At 36.7% G+C, this 16,022-nt stretch carries 18 protein-coding genes; 7 read left to right on the forward strand and 11 right to left on the reverse strand.

What is annotated here, in order from left to right:
- Positions 1-6 precede the first annotated feature (6 nt).
- From rpmG to ftsY, 3 genes are all read left to right on the forward strand, one after another.
- Positions 7-189 carry a 50S ribosomal protein L33 gene (rpmG, locus tag NAT51_RS12220; protein WP_035640032.1) on the forward strand — a complete coding sequence of 61 codons (183 nt, stop codon included), beginning with the start codon at positions 7-9 and terminating at the stop codon, positions 187-189.
- An 80-nt stretch (positions 190-269) separates the two neighbouring features.
- A complete protein-coding gene (locus NAT51_RS12225) occupies positions 270-422 on the forward strand; it encodes a DUF4295 domain-containing protein (RefSeq protein ID WP_014166478.1) in 153 nt (50 codons plus the stop codon).
- A gap of 220 nt (positions 423-642) precedes the next feature.
- Positions 643-1,596, forward strand: a complete 954-nt coding sequence (gene ftsY, locus NAT51_RS12230) for a signal recognition particle-docking protein FtsY (protein ID WP_250599216.1) — start codon at positions 643-645, stop codon at positions 1,594-1,596.
- 226 nt (positions 1,597-1,822) lie between these two features.
- On the opposite strand, the gene NAT51_RS12235 is transcribed toward ftsY, so the two are convergent.
- On the reverse strand, positions 1,823-2,611 hold the full coding sequence (locus NAT51_RS12235; RefSeq protein ID WP_250599218.1) for an anti-sigma factor: 789 nt from the start codon (positions 2,609-2,611) through the stop codon (positions 1,823-1,825).
- Complete coding sequence (locus tag NAT51_RS12240; protein ID WP_250599247.1) at positions 2,611-3,141, reverse strand: RNA polymerase sigma factor; 531 nt, start codon at positions 3,139-3,141, stop codon at positions 2,611-2,613. Before NAT51_RS12240 ends, NAT51_RS12235 begins: the two co-directional genes overlap by 1 nt.
- 147 nt (positions 3,142-3,288) lie before the next feature.
- Here NAT51_RS12240 and NAT51_RS12245 point away from each other — a divergent pair, with 147 nt between their 5' ends.
- From NAT51_RS12245 to NAT51_RS12260, 4 genes are all read left to right on the forward strand, one after another.
- Entirely contained in the window at positions 3,289-3,939 is a 651-nt protein-coding gene (locus tag NAT51_RS12245; RefSeq protein ID WP_250599220.1) for a DUF4331 family protein, read from the forward strand.
- 22 nt (positions 3,940-3,961) lie between these two features.
- Positions 3,962-4,498: a DUF4331 family protein gene (locus NAT51_RS12250; RefSeq protein ID WP_250599222.1), complete on the forward strand. Its 537-nt coding sequence runs from the start codon at positions 3,962-3,964 to the stop codon at positions 4,496-4,498.
- Positions 4,499-4,565: 67 nt separating this feature from the next.
- On the forward strand, positions 4,566-5,858 hold the full coding sequence (locus NAT51_RS12255; RefSeq protein WP_250599224.1) for a tetratricopeptide repeat protein: 1,293 nt from the start codon (positions 4,566-4,568) through the stop codon (positions 5,856-5,858).
- A gap of 3 nt (positions 5,859-5,861) precedes the next feature.
- Positions 5,862-8,066 (forward strand): TonB-dependent receptor, encoded by a 2,205-nt coding sequence (locus NAT51_RS12260; protein ID WP_250599226.1) that lies wholly within the window; start codon positions 5,862-5,864, stop codon positions 8,064-8,066.
- A gap of 233 nt (positions 8,067-8,299) precedes the next feature.
- Here NAT51_RS12260 and NAT51_RS12265 read toward each other — a convergent pair whose 3' ends face one another.
- The 9 genes from NAT51_RS12265 to NAT51_RS12305 all read right to left on the reverse strand — a co-directional run bounded on the left by NAT51_RS12265 (position 8,300) and on the right by NAT51_RS12305 (position 15,974).
- Positions 8,300-10,297, reverse strand: a complete 1,998-nt coding sequence (locus NAT51_RS12265; protein WP_250599228.1) for a VPS10 domain-containing protein — start codon at positions 10,295-10,297, stop codon at positions 8,300-8,302.
- A 212-nt stretch (positions 10,298-10,509) separates the two neighbouring features.
- On the reverse strand, positions 10,510-11,016 hold the full coding sequence (locus tag NAT51_RS12270) for a hypothetical protein (RefSeq protein WP_250599230.1): 507 nt from the start codon (positions 11,014-11,016) through the stop codon (positions 10,510-10,512).
- 28 nt (positions 11,017-11,044) lie between these two features.
- Positions 11,045-12,010: an alpha/beta hydrolase gene (locus NAT51_RS12275; RefSeq protein WP_250599232.1), complete on the reverse strand. Its 966-nt coding sequence runs from the start codon at positions 12,008-12,010 to the stop codon at positions 11,045-11,047.
- Positions 12,011-12,014: 4 nt separating this feature from the next.
- Positions 12,015-12,413: a hypothetical protein gene (locus NAT51_RS12280; RefSeq protein ID WP_250599234.1), complete on the reverse strand. Its 399-nt coding sequence runs from the start codon at positions 12,411-12,413 to the stop codon at positions 12,015-12,017.
- A gap of 201 nt (positions 12,414-12,614) precedes the next feature.
- Positions 12,615-13,364 (reverse strand): triose-phosphate isomerase, encoded by a 750-nt coding sequence (tpiA, locus tag NAT51_RS12285; protein WP_250599236.1) that lies wholly within the window; start codon positions 13,362-13,364, stop codon positions 12,615-12,617.
- A gap of 1 nt (position 13,365) precedes the next feature.
- Positions 13,366-13,881: a TlpA family protein disulfide reductase gene (locus NAT51_RS12290; protein WP_250599238.1), complete on the reverse strand. Its 516-nt coding sequence runs from the start codon at positions 13,879-13,881 to the stop codon at positions 13,366-13,368.
- A 4-nt stretch (positions 13,882-13,885) separates the two neighbouring features.
- Entirely contained in the window at positions 13,886-14,983 is a 1,098-nt protein-coding gene (locus NAT51_RS12295; RefSeq protein WP_250599240.1) for a BT_3928 family protein, read from the reverse strand.
- 3 nt (positions 14,984-14,986) lie between these two features.
- Entirely contained in the window at positions 14,987-15,433 is a 447-nt protein-coding gene (locus tag NAT51_RS12300) for a GNAT family N-acetyltransferase (RefSeq protein WP_250599242.1), read from the reverse strand.
- Position 15,434: 1 nt separating this feature from the next.
- Entirely contained in the window at positions 15,435-15,974 is a 540-nt protein-coding gene (locus NAT51_RS12305; RefSeq protein ID WP_250598302.1) for a DUF1599 domain-containing protein, read from the reverse strand.
- Positions 15,975-16,022 lie beyond the last annotated feature (48 nt).

Here is a 16,022-nt window from a genome sequence, read left to right on the forward strand (position 1 = left end):
AGCAAAATGGCAAAGAAAGGTAATAGAATCCAAGTAATTTTAGAATGTACTGAGCACAAAGCTTCTGGTGTTGCCGGAACTTCTCGTTACATCACGACTAAGAACAAAAAGAACACTCCGGATAGATTGGAAATCAAAAAATTCAACCCTATCTTGAAAAGAGTGACTGTACATAAAGAAATTAAATAATTAGAGATTTTGAAATAAATCTCAAAATGATCACATTAGAGATTTATAATTTATAAAAATTTCATAAAACAATATAAGTCATGGCAAAGAAAACCGTTGCAACCTTACAAACAGCTTCAAAAAGATTATCGAAAGCTATTAAAATGGTAAAATCGCCTAAAACCGGTGCTTATACTTTCGTTGAGGCTATCATGTCTCCAGAAGAAGTAGATGAGTTTCTAAAAAAGAAATAATTTTATCCATTCAATATATCAAAGCTACTTTCATTGGGAAGTAGCTTTTTTATTTTATATTTGCCCTGATTTAATACTGAATTTTGGGAAATTTAATTCGATATGATTTTTTGTTTTTGATATACAGAAAATCTTGAATTTAAAGGTTTTGAATCACTAAAAAACTGATAACTGGTTCCGATCCGTTCACTTACGGTCCGGACATAATTTAGAATTTAGAATGAGCTTTTTTAAAAGATTATTTTCTTCAGAAAAAAAAGAAACATTAGACAAGGGTCTTGAGAAATCGAGTACTTCATTTTTATCCAAGTTAACCAAAGCCGTTGCCGGTAAATCAAAAGTTGACGATGAAGTATTGGACAGTCTTGAAGAAGTATTGGTAACTTCTGATGTAGGTGTCAATACAACACTGAAGATCATTGAACGTATCGAAGAACGCGTATCAAGGGATAAATATTTGGGAACTGAAGAATTAAACCAGATTTTACGTGAAGAAATCGCGGGTTTACTTTCAGAGACTAATAGTGGTGAAGAAACTGAATTCACAATTCCGGCAACCAAAAAGCCATATGTAATAATGGTTGTTGGTGTGAACGGTGTTGGAAAAACAACAACAATTGGTAAATTGGCTAATCAGTTTAAAAACGCAGGTTATAAAGTGGTTTTAGGTGCTGCCGATACGTTCCGTGCCGCAGCAATTGACCAATTGCAAATCTGGGCTGACAGAGTGGGAGTGCCAATCGTAAAACAACAAATGGGCAGTGATCCTGCTTCGGTTGCGTTTGATACGTTGCAAAGTGCCGTTTCACAGGATGCAGATGTTGTTATTATTGATACTGCCGGACGTTTACATAATAAAGTAGGTTTAATGAACGAGCTTACAAAAGTAAAACGTGTAATGCAAAAGGTAGTGGGTGATGCACCACATGATGTAATGCTGGTTTTGGACGGTTCTACCGGACAGAATGCTTTTGAACAGGCTAAAGAATTTACGGCGGCTACTGATGTTACTTGTTTAGCCGTTACAAAATTGGACGGAACTGCAAAAGGAGGAGTTGTAATCGGTATTTCAGACCAATTCCAGATTCCGGTTAAATACATTGGAGTAGGTGAAGGGATCAACGATCTTCAAGTGTTCAATAAATATGAATTTGTAGATTCTTTTTTTAAATAATTATGCAGGATTTTAAAGCTTTTCATTTTTTCTTGTTTGCCACATCCTCTTTATTATTGGCACAAACAGTTAAAAATATATATGTGTCTATTGGTTTTTATATTTTGGCCTTAGTATTGTATATTCTCGCTTGGGTAAAGTTTAACAAAGAGAAAAACAATAAATAATAGTATAGAAAAGCCGGCTTAATTGCCGGCTTTTTCTGTATAAATTAACTCCATTAAAATTATACAGCTCCTAACGTATATAATTGTTCCATTGTTGGTGATTTGCTTCCTCCTTTTGGTTCCAAAGTAATACCAAAAGCTTCCGCATCAGAGGTACCGCTCACTTCGAATAACTTAGCACTGTTTTTTGTAAAATCGCTCAATAATCCAATGCTTGTTGGTGTCAGAGATGGCTTAAGTTTTAAAGACCATACCTGATATTCTTTACCTTCCGGAGGTTCAGGTAATCCGGAAGCATCAATATAAACGGTCTGGGTTTGTTTATTCCAGTACACTTTTGCAAACGATGATGGTGAAACTGCCTGCCCGGCAAGTGAGATCACTGTGTTTTTAGCATCCCGTATAACGTTTAAAGCTTCTTTGTTCTGTTTGGCTTCACTTTCAGAATTCACTACAGCTTCATTCAGTTTTTCATTGGCATTTTCCAGTGTCACCACTTCATCTTTGATTGTCAATTGCTGGTTGTATTGATATCCTATAAATAAAAGCAATACGGCAGCAGCTGCCCATCCAATATAATTTGGAATCAATTTTTTCGGTTTCAATTCAACCACTTTACTGTGCTTGATCTCCAGTTTGGCTTTGATTTTTTCAAAATTCTGTACCGAAAGAAAAGGACAGAAGCTGGTTGATAATGCCAAAATTGATTTTTCAATGGCTACGATCTCTTCTTCAATTTCCTGATGCTTTTTGGACATTTCATGCACTTCTTTGTTTTGTTCCTCATCGAGCAAACCATAAACATAAAGTTCCAAAATCCCTGATTCTATGTATTCTTTACTATCCATTATACTTTTAAAAAAGTTCGTAAATCATTTATGCAATTCCTGTTTTGCGTTTTGACCGTACCCAAAGGTATTTCCAGTTCCTCCGAAGCTTCCTGCTGTGTATAACCTTTGAAAAATAGTAAATCAATCAGGGCAATGCATTTGGGTTTTAGCTTTTTGATGAAATCCTGTATACCGATGGCGTCAATCTTGAAAACAGATTTATTGCTCTCGTCCAATAGATGTACGAAATTATCGCTGGAAAGGTTTTTCTTCGAATTGTTAAAATTTTTAGAACGGAGTTTATCAATCGCAGTATTCCGGGTGATATTCAGCATCCAGGTATAAAGTCTTCCTTTGGATCCGTCATAGGAATCCATGTTTTTCCAGATTTTCACAAATGATTCCTGAAGAACATCTTCAGCTTCTTCCCGGTCATTAATTAAATTGATAATGACGGCGAACAGACTTTTAGCATACATGTCATACAAAACACTGTAAGCTTTATCATCTTTTTTTTGTAACAGCAAAATGATTTCTTCCTGACTCATACATAAGATTTGTATTACAAACATAGATATTTCTTTTTATAAACATCATGTAATGAATGTATTAATTTCTGATAAAAAATACTTTTTTAAAACCAAGCCTGAACTTATTCCGTAAGTGTATCTATAAATCATTTAAAAAACTATAAAATGAAAAAGATTAAATTGTACATAGGCCTTACCATATTTACGGTTTCAGGTTTATTATTAATCGCTGCCGACCATGCTGATGCTCCGGCGGTGACAGGTAATGCTTCCGATATTACCGATGTATATGCCTTTCAGGGGCAGGATACAAATAATATGGTATTTGTGGTGAATTCACAGGGATTGCTTAGTCCGGGTGCCACAGCAAGTGCAACATTCAATACAAGTGTATTAATGGAAATCAACATTGACAATAACAATGACAATGTTGAAGATTTAGTAATTCAGGCTATCAGACGGGGAAATAAAATGTATTTCTTCGGACCTACAGCTCCGGGTGCAACCGGAACATCGAGTACAATTAAAAGTAATTATGAGGCAGGCAGTGTGGAAATTTCGCAATATGGCCAGGCTCCCATAATCAAGACTTCAAACGGAATGAAATTTTTCGCCGGACCACGGGATGATCCTTTCTTTTTTGATTTGAACCAGTTTAAAGCCATTCTTGCAGGAACAGCTTCGGCATTCAACAATCCGGGAACCGACACTTTCGCAGGTACCAATGTGCTTTCGACTATTATTGAAGTGCCGAAAACTTCACTGGGTGCTTCTTCTTCCATTAATGTTTGGGTTGAAAGCAAACAAAAGATGTAATTAAATTTTAAAAGAAAGAATTATGAAAACAAGTAAATATATTTTAGGATTTGTAGTCGTTTTGTTCGGTTTATTGGTAAGCTGTGAGTCGGATAATGAAGATAACAGCCAGGATTTTTCAGGAACCTATGTGCAAAAGGATCAAATGGCCAGACCGGCAATTAACACGGTTTTTATTGCTTCGGGAACTCCGAAAGATGACTTTAACTACACTGTTCCTTCCATGATGGGAGCCAGTTATCAGGCTACGTTTCAATCGAGATTGCTGGCTTTGAATGCAGGTTATACCACGAATGCCTTAGGACAAAATGCGGCACAGTTCACCGGACTTTTGGCAACCGATGTTTTAGGGGTAAGTAAAACAGGTACAACCACTTTTTTTGACGGTGTAAATGTATTAACAGGAAGAGCACTTGCCGATGATGTAATCGATGTGGAATTATTGTTGATTTTCGGTGGACCGGCAGGTACATCTAATGCCGGACTGACTTCCGATCATGTGAACGCAAATGACAAAACATTTTCGGCTTCATTCCCATATCTGGCTTCGGCCTGGTAAACAAAAAAAGAGTATGCAATAACGGTATACTCTTTTTTTAATAGTAATGAACAACTACAACTAAGCTATGAAAACATATAATCTTATATTTTTATTTTTTGTCCCATTCTTGTTGACAGGATGCGCAAAAACAACAGGCCGGATTACCAATCGTGAGGATTACAATCATTTCTTGCTGTCGGAAGTCGATAAAGTCAAAGATTTTTCACAAAACGAGATCAATTTCTGGCAGGGAAAGTTCGATGCAGCTCCCAACCAAATCAGTTATCTCAGCAAAATAGCAGCAAACTATGCTGTTCTTTTTGAACAAACAGGTGATATCAATTATCTGTATAAAGCAGAAGATTTATTGTTGGAATCAAATGAAGCGTTGCGGTATACAGAAGTGGGAACAATACGCGCTTTGGCCCGGAATTATATTACCCAGCACCGTTTTAAGGAAGCATTGGAACTTGCACAAAAAGCCTATAAAATTGGCGATGGCCTAAAAGAAACCCAAAAATTACTTTTTGATGTGCACATGGAATTGGGAAATTATGATGAAGCGGAAAAAACATTAAAAAGTTTATGCAACGATAATGATTTTGATTGCTTGATCCGTGTGGCCAAATGGAATGATCATAAAGGAAAACTGGATACCGCCATTTCCCTGATGGAAAAAGCATTGGAAAAAGCAAAAGCCAGTGAAAATACCGGACTGATGTTGTGGACATATTCCAACTTGGGTGATATGTACGGCCATGCCGGTAAAATCCAACAGGCATACGATCATTATCTGATGGCTTTGAAAATAAATCCAAATAATTCCTATGCACTAAAAGGTTTGGCGTGGATTGCTTTTTCACATGAGAAAAACACAAAAGAAGCGTTGCGGATTATTAATCATATTTCCAAAAAACACAATTCGCCCGACTTTTATCTGTTAAAAGCTGAAATCGCCGAGTATGAAATGGATGAACGCGCCAAAGAAGCAAGCATGAAAGACTATTTTAAAATACTGGAACAAAATAATTACGGCGTGATGTACAATAAATACAATTCCCTGATTTATGCCGATGATAAAACTTCAGCCCAAAAAGCACTGGAAATTGCACAAGAAGAAATTAATAACAGGCCTACACCTGATTCGTATGATTTGCTGGCCTGGGCCTATTATAATCTGGGCGACACCAAAAAAGCATATGAAATTGTCCAAAAGTATGTCGCCGATAAATCATTCGAGCCGCAATTGAACTATCATGTGGCTGCTATTTACAAAGCCAATAATCTTAAAAATAAGATAAAACCTATAAAAAAAGAATTGGAATCGAGTATTTTTGAACTAGGTCCCAACATGGCCGATGAAATTGAAAATCTATAATTAATGTTTAAAAAAATTTCCGCCCTTTTGTTTTTGATTTTCAATGGTTTATGCTTTGGTCAAACCCAAACAGGTATTGTGGTCGACTCACTCGATAATCCCATTGAAAATGTTTATTTAGTTAACGAAAATTCCCAAGCCCATGCGCACACCGATGAATTCGGGAAGTTTGTGATTGGCAATACAAAAGAAAATGATGAATTGACCGTCTCGGCATTGGGATTCAAAAAGCAAATGGTAACGGTTATACAGGGTGAATTTAAAATTGTCCTGCAATCGGATGCTTTTAAGTTGGACGAAGTAATTATTTCTTCAAACCTTTCTGCCATGAATATTATTTCCAAAATAGATTTGACTACTGCACCGGTGAAATCATCCCAGGAAATTTTACGGAAAGTTCCCGGGTTGTTTATTGGTCAGCATGCGGGTGGGGGAAAGGCTGAACAGATTTTCCTGCGTGGCTTTGATATCGATCACGGAACAGATATTGCCATTTCGGTTGACGGTATGCCGGTGAACATGGTGTCACATGCGCATGGTCAGGGATATGCCGATTTACATTTTGTAATCCCGGAAACCATTGATAAAATTGATTTCGGAAAAGGAAGTTATTATGCTTCCAAAGGTGATTTCGCAACGGCAGGCTACGTTGGCTTCAGAACAAAGGATTTTGTGGAAAACAGTTCCATCAGTGCCGAACTTGGCCAGTTTAATACGGTAAGAACATTGGGTGTTTTTGACTTGTTGGGCAAACAATCAAAAGAAAGGGCTTATATCGCTACCGAATATTTATTGACTGACGGACCGTTCGATTCACCGCAGAATTTTAAGCGCATCAACCTTTTCGGCAAGTATACAAAGCAATTGGCCGATAACAGCAAGGTTTCAGTTTTGGCGTCAAGATTCAGCAGTAAATGGGATGCTTCGGGACAAATTCCGCAGCGTTTGGTGGATAGTGGCGTGATTGGCCGCTTTGGTTCTGTTGATGATACCGAAGGTGGTGAAACATCGCGAACCAATTTCAATGTGGCCTATGCCAAACCAATTGATGAAAATACTTTTTTCAAAGCCAATACCTTTTATTCGAATTACCAGTTTGAACTGTATTCCAACTTTACATTCTTTCTTGAAGATCCCGTGAACGGTGACCAGATCAGACAAAAAGAAAACCGGGATATCTACGGATTGAATTCGGAGTTGAGCAAAAAGTGGAATAAAAACCTGGTTCAGTTGGGCGTGGGATTCAGAGCCGATGCGACTTCAAATTCGGAACTGTCGCACACGGTTAACCGGAAAACAACTTTGGAACAGAAAAAATTAGGCGATATCGATCAAACGAATCTGTTTGCTTACCTGAATGCCGAATTCGATTTCGGAAAACTGAAAGTAAACCCTGCCTTGCGCATGGATTATTTTAAATTCAATTATTACGATAAACTGGCGCCAACCTATGAAGACCAAACCCAGAATAAAACGAAATTTTCCCCTAAGCTGAATTTGATTTACACCCAGAATGCTAATTTCCAGATGTTTGTTAAATCAGGATTCGGATTCCATTCAAATGATACGCGTGTTGTGGTGGCGCAATCCGGAAAAAAGATTTTGCCCACGTCATTTGGTGCCGATTTCGGGATCATTTATAAACCATTTCCCAAGTTGCTGGTCAATTCGGCTTTATGGATGCTGAACCTTGAACAGGAATTTGTTTACGTGGGTGATGCGGGAATTGTGGAACCAAGCGGAAGAACGAGCCGAAAAGGAATCGACCTTGGCGTGCGTTACCAATTAACAGATCATTTATTTTTTGATGCCGATGCCAATTATACATATGGGAGAAGCATTGACGAACCCAACGGACAGGATTATATACCTTTGGCACCCGATTTTACGACTACAGCCGGAATCAGTCTGAAAAATTATAAAAATTGGTCAGGCGGATTACAATACCGTTATTTAAAATCCCGACCGGCTAACGAAGACAATTCAATCGTTGCCAAAGGTTATATGGTAACCGATGCCAATATCAATTACCAATGGAATGCAATGACTTTCGGTGTTACCGTTGAAAATCTTTTCAATACCGAATGGAATGAAACGCAGTTCGCAACCGAATCACAATTGCAAAACGAAACCGAAAGCGTGGAAGAAATCCATTTTACACCCGGAACGCCATTTTTTATCAAAGGAAAAATTGTATATTGTTTTTAAGAATTAGTTTAGTTTGTTCAAAAAGAAAGCCCGTTACTGCATTTTGTCGGTGCGGGCTTTCGATTTTGAGGAAGGATTACTTCTCTGATCAATATTTAAGAGTGTGTTTAAAAAATATTTTTTCTAAATTAAACACAGTTTTTGTGTTTAATTTATTTTTTTTTGAAAAAAGACACAGGTTTTGTGTTTAATTTATTTTTTTCAAAAAAAGACACAAAGTATAAATAATGCATTTATTTTTTTAATTTTTGATGGTACAGGTAATCGGCAATTCTGAACAGTACATAGTTTTTTTCTTTTAGGGATTGCTCGAAAAATTGACCATTGGTGATTTTATCTATTAATTCTCCCAGTTGAACCGATGTAGATATGAATTTAAGATTGTCATATTCAACAGACCAGGGAGTATACATATAATTTGGTTGATACTCATAATTTTCAATGCTTAATTTTTTTCCATCACTGAAAGTTATATTTAATTTTCTCCAAACTCTTGATGTGCTGATCATATGTGGTCCTTCAAGAAATGAATTTTCAATATCATTATCCGAAATAGAAAATATTGAGTCGGCCACTTTTTTATAAAAACCAAAATCAGGATTTTCAACCCTGAAAAGGTATGGATTGTCAAAATCCAGAATTAATTTAGAGCCTTCTTTGTGTTTGATTTCTACTTCATCTATGAATTTCTTAAATTCATTTATATCGGTCTGCGTTATTTTCAAATCTGAAACCGTTGGTTTTTTAAACCTTGAATCGTCTAAAATGCTGATTAGATTATTGATTTTATTTTCATTAATTTCCTTATCCATTTTTTTAAGGAAGTCATCCGATTCTTTTCTCTTAGTGGTTTTTATAAAACTGTTGCCTTTTCTTTTAAAGAGCAAATTGCTGATTTCACGATGAAAACATCCGCTGCTGCCTAGTTCGATTTCAAATTCGTTTACAGGATTTGTTTTGGTGTCGAACAACTTTTTTGGTAATTCGAATTTTTGGATCGTTTTGAGTTTTTCATCAACGCTGAAATATTCTTTTAAACTTTCATCCGAGATAATCAGGTTTCCGTTGAATTCGGCTCCGTTTGAAATTGGAAAATCAGTGGTCATTAGTCTGAACCATTTTCCGGCACTTTTATCGTATTGTAAAATATCTGCATATTGAAAACCATATTTTTCTCCTTTATGCTTTGCCTTCAGATAAGGTTCTTCAATGGGCACCTGATTTGTGAAGAGTTCTGATGATTCGATGTTTTTATTATTTATAAGTGTAACCCTTTCAGAATCAAGAGAAAAAAGTTTCCCGTTTTTAACAGTTATAGCATCTGGAAAAGTGTTTAGTTTTTTTTCCGATTTCCAAATCAATGAAAGTGAAGAGTCAAAAAGACTTATGGTTAAATCGCTGTTGATTGTATACAATTTGTCAGCCTCGGTAACTTCAAAGTTGATTACATCCGTAAGTTCTTTCCAGTTTATAATAACCGGATCGGAGATGAAAACTTTATTTTCCTGTTTAAGAATATAATAATTCGGGAGTAATCTTACCTTTGAAATAGAACCTTCTTCATTTCTGGATTCATTTTGATATTTACCCTGGGATAATGGAGTTTCCAGTTTTTCCCAGGTTTTGCAATTGTTTTCTGTTCTGTATAAATCATTTTCCATCGAACCAAATAGCCCTGTTGTTTCATTTTTTGCAAAATGGATTGAAGAAAACCGAATATCTTTATTACTGTTGTCAGCTATTGTAAATTTTTTCCATGTTCTTCCATTGTCTTCTGAATGGTATATATCCTTTGAACTGCCACTCATCCATGCTTTTCCGTTTGTGTTAACATAAGTGGCGTCAATCCAACTATTTTTTCCGAATTTGATTTTTTCCCAACTTTTGCCATGGTTACCGGACCAAAATATAAAATCCTCCTCGTCATCTTCGTGGAAGAAACCGGACAGCATGATAATGTCTTCCGAGAAAAAATTTATTCTATCAAATCTGTGACCGGTATCAGGATTTAATGATTTGAATGATTTAAACGGGTCAATGCTCCATAATTGGCCAAATTGTTTAGTACAGAAAGTATTGGTTTCACTCGTTGCTACCCAGATTTCTTCAGAAGGAGTGATGCTGAATTCTTTAACAGAACCGAACATAGTGAGCCTGGCATTATAATCCTTTTGGCCCAATATTATTGATGAAAATAAAAAAAAGAATAGGTTTAACAGATATGTTTTCATAATTATAAAGGGGGTGGATTTTTTCCGGAATTCTTTTTCCTGAACGGTGATTAAAAAGTGTTACAAAAAAATATTTTTTCCAAAAGAATAACGGTTTCTGTTATTCATTTATTTTTTTTTTTCAAAAGAATAACAGTTTCCGTTATTAATTTATTTTTTTTCGAAAAAAATAACGCTTCTTTTATAAGCAACAAAGAATGTTTTGTGTTGATTTACTTGGAAACGTTTTTTAAATACTCGTCAAGTTTATTCTGGTCATAAAATTTTATTACTTTCTCCATTTCTTTGCTTTTAACAATTGAAATTCCTTTTTTGTAAACAGTAATCATCGAAATGATACCGGCTTTTGTTGCAGAAGAAGCCGTTGCGCTGTTTTTGTTTTCAAGAAAATGTCTGCTGTAGCTGCCTAAATAGATGGCTAACAATTGCGTGTTGTCACCATATATTTTTCCCAGATAATCGTTTATTTCAACAGAAACGGTTGGGCTTCCGGTAATCCACTGTAGTAAGAAGGTATTAACATCCTGTCTTTTTTCTGTTTCTTTATCGAGATTGGTCTCTTCCAGCCATTTTGAGGCATTGATAACATCGGCTTCATACTTCGTGAAATCTGCGGGCGTTTCCAATACAACGTTTTGGGGAACTTCGAATGAGGTCTGTGCAGTAGCAGCAATACTGATAAAAAGGCAAAGGGCAGTAGATACTAATAGTTTTTTCATGGTTGATTTTTTTGGGTTAAATTAAATATTATTCTTTAATGAACGACATGAAGGTAGTAATACCTTTGTTCCACTCTTTTTTGTTTTTAATCAGATAGTTTTCGTGGCCGGTATCTTTATAGGTATTCAATATTTTTTTTCCTTTAAGATTCGCATAAATCAAATCAATTTCTTTCCGGCTTACGCTTTTATCTTTTTCACCGTAAAGCAATAAGGTTGGGCAATGTATGTTCTTTGCATATTCAGTAGGGTTATGGCTGAAACCCCAGAATCCGTTTTGTATTCCGCCCCAGAAAAGTAAAATGCCGGCCATCGGGAATGTTGGGGCGTGCATTTTGGTAAACCGGGCACAAATGGTTTCATACATAGAGCCAAACGGACACTCGATTATGATTCCCTTCGGATTGATTGCATGATCATTGATGCATTTCATGATCGAAACCGCACCCATCGAAGTGCCGAACAAATAAATATTCTTTTCGCCTTTCCCTTTTATGTAATCATATGTGGTTTTAACCTGTTCTGCTTCCTGAAAACCAATTGTCGTCTGGTTGCCTTCCGAATTCCCGCTGCCCATGAAATCGACTAACAGTGTATTAAATCCTAATTTTTGGAATTCATCCGATTTGTCAAGCATTGTTGATTTTTCACCGCCGTATCCATGATACAGAATAACGGTTCCTTTCGGGTTTTGGTTTTGGATAAACCAACATTCAATTTCCTTGTTGCTCTTCAGTTTTATGACTTCAAATTGCTGTGCCGGAGTTTTTTTGTTTTTGGGTTTCGGATTGTTAACGCCAAATGCCAAGGCCTGGACTTTTTCTGCAACCGATAATTTTTCAGGGCTTTTCGTTTTCTCCGAATTGTCATCGGAAAAATGCGTGAATTTGTAGGCATGGATAAAGGCCAGAACATTCATCAGCAGGAATCCAATCAAAAAGATACGGACTATTTTTTTCCACTTGGAGTTGGTATTTGATTGATTTTGATTCATCTGTTTAACTTTGATTCATTTTTTTCCAAAGATCTCTCATGTAAGGAGTGATGTCCCAACAATCATTAACGTCGGGATTGTCAAAGCAACACCAATAGAAAATTGAATAGTCATGAACCGCGGAATTTTGTTTCAGGATTGGTTCGATAATAGTCCAATATTTTCCAACTTCAGCAGAAGTATGCTGATCAGTAGCCGCCTGGATGATAATTTCCATTAAGGAGAACTTTTTGTCGTCATTATCAAGTGTTTTGTAATGTGAAATGTAGCGTTCGATTTCTTTTGGATTACCGACTCTATATTCCCAATCCTGAAGATCATCCGGATCGAATATTAGGTGCAATTCTTTGCTTAATTGTTCAATTGATTCTATCGTGCTACAACGGAAATCAAGTTCTTTCATTTTCTAAATTTGGATTGTTACAAAAAAATATTTTTTCCAAAAAAGTAACAGTTTTTGTTACTAATTTATTTTTTTTATAAAAAAGTAACGGTTTCTGTTACTAATTATTTTTTTTTCTAAAAAAGTAACGCTTTTTTGGTTTAGGGCTTCATAAAAAAAATCCTGACGTTGAATCAGGATTTTTGATAATGGTATGTTTTTTTAAATTCCGTTGATGATTCCGATGAAGTCATCGGCTTTTAGTGAAGCACCGCCAATCAATCCGCCGTCAACATCAGCCTGGGAAAAAATTTCTTTGGCATTTTCCGGTTTCACGCTTCCACCATATAAAATCGAAACGTTTTCGGCAATTTCTTTTCCGTAACGCTCCAAAATAGTTTCACGGATGAACTTGTGCATTTCCTGTGCCTGTTCAGGAGAAGCGGTTTCTCCAGTTCCGATGGCCCAAACCGGTTCGTACGCTAAAATGATGTTTGCCCAGGCACTTTCCGGCAAGTGGAACAATCCGTCTTTCAACTGGTATTCCACCACATTGAAATGTTGTTTCTCCTGACGGTCTTTCAATTCTTCACCAAAACAGAAAATAACTTTCATTTCGTGTTTCAATGCAGTATCTACTTTGCTGGCCAATAAGGCGTCAGTTTCATGAAAATAAGCGCGGCGTTCCGAATGGCCTAAAATCACGATGTCCACACCGATACTTTTTAACATGTCAGCCGAAATTTCCCCGGTGAAAGCGCCACCTTCTGCCTGGTGCATGTTTTGGGCTGCCACTTCAATAGCCGTGAATTCAGTATGGTCAACTGCTGAAGCTAAGTTTACAAATGTTGGCGCAATGATAACTTTTGCCGCTGTCTCGGGTAATTTATGGATCAATTCGTTGATTAAATCTTCAGTCTGCTCGGCATTCTTGTTCATTTTCCAATTACCGGCTACAATTTTCTGTCTCATATTATAATTTTTTTAAAAGCATGTCCACTTGTTCGTGGTCAGTTTCAATCGCTCTGTATAAAGCCACTTTTCCTTTTTTGTCAATAATGATGTATCTCGGGATCCAATCTAAATTGATTGATTTTCCAAAGTTTCCTTTCATACCGCCATCCATCAGGTAGTGATCTCCGTTCAGATCGTGTTTTTTAATTCCGTTTAACCAGGCTTCAGAGGTTTTATCGGCAGATAAAAATACGAAGGCAGCATTCGGGTTGCTGATCTGTAATTCTTTCAGTTTTGGCATATTCTTGATACAATCACCACACCATGATGCCCACGCTTCAATTACAATGGTTTTTCCTTTGTGTTTGTTGATGATGTCCTGAAACGAAATTTCTTTTCCGTTCACATCTTTTAATTTGGAAGCTAAAGCTTCTGCAGAGAATTCTTCAACTTTTTCACCACCTTGTGCTTTTGTGTAAGCAAAACTCGCAATTGCGATTACTGCAAGGGACAGTATTACGATTATTTTTTTCATTGTATTATAAGTTTATGTTGTCAATGTCATTGTAATGCGCTTTCTGCATTACGGTTCCTTTGTTTAAAACCACGATGCTCGGGTTTGCCCTTTCGATGGTTTTAATAGTAGTGGGGTCACAGAAATAGAAATCAAATGTGAAACCGTATTGTTTTTTGATTTTCTCAATTGCTGTGCTGTCTGAACCGGTTACCGCTAAAACGTGGTATCCTTTCGCTTTTGCTTTTTGGTTAAAAGCTTCCAATAGCTTTAACCCTTCCGGATTTGATTTGTCGAGATTGTAAACGGTAAACAAAATAACTTTTGCTTCGTTCAGGATGTCGTCTTTATAATCGCTTCCGTCTTTTTCCAAACCGAAATCGTGGATAGGAGGAACGTAACCTTCTTTGATGACTTTGTCGATGCGTTCAATAAATTTGGCATTCGGCGGAATATTCATCAGTTCTTTATCGGAAAACTCTTTTTTGGCACCGTTTACTTCGTAGATGAATTTCATTTCGTATTCCGATTTTGGTGCGCCTTCCGGAATTTCCATTCCTTTCTGGATGTTTTTGGTAACAGCATACGCCCTGAAATCGATGACCGGTAAATGATTTAGTACATGGTAGCCCAAATAACAGCTTAAAATGATACTCAATAGTGAAGCAATGGCTGCGAATTTTGTTCCGAATAACGGCTGGATATGATTTTTTCCGAAGAATAAAACCAGAATGAAAACCAATAAAACAACATCTTTGGTGAACGATTCCCAAGGCGTTAGTTTTAAGGCATCACCGAAACATCCGCAATCTTTTACTACATTGAAATAGGCCGAGTAGAAAGTCAGGAAAGTGAAAAATAAAATTAATCCCAACAGACTCCAAACGGTGAATTTAGGTTTGTAACCCACTAAAAGCATTACGCCCAAAATCACTTCCAGAATAACCACAAACAAAGCAATCGCTAATGTGAAAGGCAAAAGGAAAGGCATGTTGAAAACCGTTTCGCCAAAATATTCATCGAGTTTATAAGAGAAACCAACCGGGTCATTTAATTTGATTAAACCCGAAATGATAAATAAAACGCCCACGAACAGACGTGAAAAGTGTACTAAATATTTCATTCTTTATGGTGTATTAATTCTGGACCAGTCTTCTTTGGTCATTTCAAATTTTATTTCTTTGCTGCCGTTAGTTCCTGCTTCAGTCCATCCTGCCTGGCGGTAAAATTGTTCAGCGCGGGTGTTGAAGGCTGTACCCAACCATACTTTCTCATCGGTCTGGCTGAAGTACCAGTCCATCATGATTTGGTGTAATTTTCGGCCAATTCCTTTTTTCTCGAATGCCGGATCCAGGAATAAAGCCCAGATGTTGTTTTCTTTCAAATCAGCTATTGCAAAACCGACAATCTGATTGTCAATTTCACATACCCAGCCTTTTCCGCGTTCGAACATAAATTCTTCGCAGTCTTTGTTGGTCACTAACCCCGGATCGGAAAGTGTATTTTCTTTTACCGAATTCCGTACAACCTGAATTTGGTCAATATCTTCTAATTTGGCTTCCCTGAAAATCATTTTATTGATGGTCTAATAAGATTAAAGCAAATACGGCATAGTTGATCATGTCCTGGTAATTGGCGTCAATTCCTTCTGAAACCAATGTTTTGCCTTTGTTGTCTTCTATTTGTTTAACGCGTAAAATTTTCTGCAGAATTAAATCAGTAAGGGAACTCACGCGCATATCACGCCAAGCCTCTCCGTAATCATGATTTTTGGCTTCCATCAAATCTTTCGTCAGTTGGATTTTTTCGTTGTAAAGTTTTACGGCTTCATCCACGTTTAAATCCGGTTGGTCAGCCACGCCTTTTTCCAGTTGGATCAATGCCATGATGGAATAATTGATGATACCGATGAATTCTGAAGCTTCGCCTTCGTCTACTTTACGGACTTCATTTTCCTGTAATGAACGGATGCGTTGTGCTTTGATGAATATCTGATCGGTTAGTGAGGGTAATCGTAAAATACGCCATGCACTTCCGTAATCCTGTAATTTTTTTGCGTATAAATCGCGGCAAATGGAAATGATTGCGTCGTATTGTTGTGAGGTGTTACTCATTATTAATTTATATTTGTATCAAATTTGTCCAAAAATAGCCTTTTTTGT

It is taken from the genome of Flavobacterium amniphilum (assembly GCF_023634845.1).
Classification (GTDB): domain Bacteria; phylum Bacteroidota; class Bacteroidia; order Flavobacteriales; family Flavobacteriaceae; genus Flavobacterium; species Flavobacterium amniphilum.

What these genes read in the sequence shown, in the direction of transcription:
- rpmG (WP_035640032.1), top strand. Translation starts at nt 7, where the DNA reads ATGGCAAAGAAAGGTAATAGAATCCAAGTAATTTTAGAATGTACTGAG.
- NAT51_RS12225 (WP_014166478.1), top strand. Translation starts at nt 270, where the DNA reads ATGGCAAAGAAAACCGTTGCAACCTTACAAACAGCTTCAAAAAGATTA.
- ftsY (WP_250599216.1), top strand. Translation starts at nt 643, where the DNA reads ATGAGCTTTTTTAAAAGATTATTTTCTTCAGAAAAAAAAGAAACATTA.
- NAT51_RS12235 (WP_250599218.1), bottom strand. Translation starts at nt 2,611, where the DNA reads ATGGATAGTAAAGAATACATAGAATCAGGGATTTTGGAACTTTATGTT.
- NAT51_RS12240 (WP_250599247.1), bottom strand. Translation starts at nt 3,141, where the DNA reads ATGAGTCAGGAAGAAATCATTTTGCTGTTACAAAAAAAAGATGATAAA.
- NAT51_RS12245 (WP_250599220.1), top strand. Translation starts at nt 3,289, where the DNA reads ATGAAAAAGATTAAATTGTACATAGGCCTTACCATATTTACGGTTTCA.
- NAT51_RS12250 (WP_250599222.1), top strand. Translation starts at nt 3,962, where the DNA reads ATGAAAACAAGTAAATATATTTTAGGATTTGTAGTCGTTTTGTTCGGT.
- NAT51_RS12255 (WP_250599224.1), top strand. Translation starts at nt 4,566, where the DNA reads ATGAAAACATATAATCTTATATTTTTATTTTTTGTCCCATTCTTGTTG.
- NAT51_RS12260 (WP_250599226.1), top strand. Translation starts at nt 5,862, where the DNA reads ATGTTTAAAAAAATTTCCGCCCTTTTGTTTTTGATTTTCAATGGTTTA.
- NAT51_RS12265 (WP_250599228.1), bottom strand. Translation starts at nt 10,297, where the DNA reads ATGAAAACATATCTGTTAAACCTATTCTTTTTTTTATTTTCATCAATA.
- NAT51_RS12270 (WP_250599230.1), bottom strand. Translation starts at nt 11,016, where the DNA reads ATGAAAAAACTATTAGTATCTACTGCCCTTTGCCTTTTTATCAGTATT.
- NAT51_RS12275 (WP_250599232.1), bottom strand. Translation starts at nt 12,010, where the DNA reads ATGAATCAAAATCAATCAAATACCAACTCCAAGTGGAAAAAAATAGTC.
- NAT51_RS12280 (WP_250599234.1), bottom strand. Translation starts at nt 12,413, where the DNA reads ATGAAAGAACTTGATTTCCGTTGTAGCACGATAGAATCAATTGAACAA.
- tpiA (WP_250599236.1), bottom strand. Translation starts at nt 13,364, where the DNA reads ATGAGACAGAAAATTGTAGCCGGTAATTGGAAAATGAACAAGAATGCC.
- NAT51_RS12290 (WP_250599238.1), bottom strand. Translation starts at nt 13,881, where the DNA reads ATGAAAAAAATAATCGTAATACTGTCCCTTGCAGTAATCGCAATTGCG.
- NAT51_RS12295 (WP_250599240.1), bottom strand. Translation starts at nt 14,983, where the DNA reads ATGAAATATTTAGTACACTTTTCACGTCTGTTCGTGGGCGTTTTATTT.
- NAT51_RS12300 (WP_250599242.1), bottom strand. Translation starts at nt 15,433, where the DNA reads ATGATTTTCAGGGAAGCCAAATTAGAAGATATTGACCAAATTCAGGTT.
- NAT51_RS12305 (WP_250598302.1), bottom strand. Translation starts at nt 15,974, where the DNA reads ATGAGTAACACCTCACAACAATACGACGCAATCATTTCCATTTGCCGC.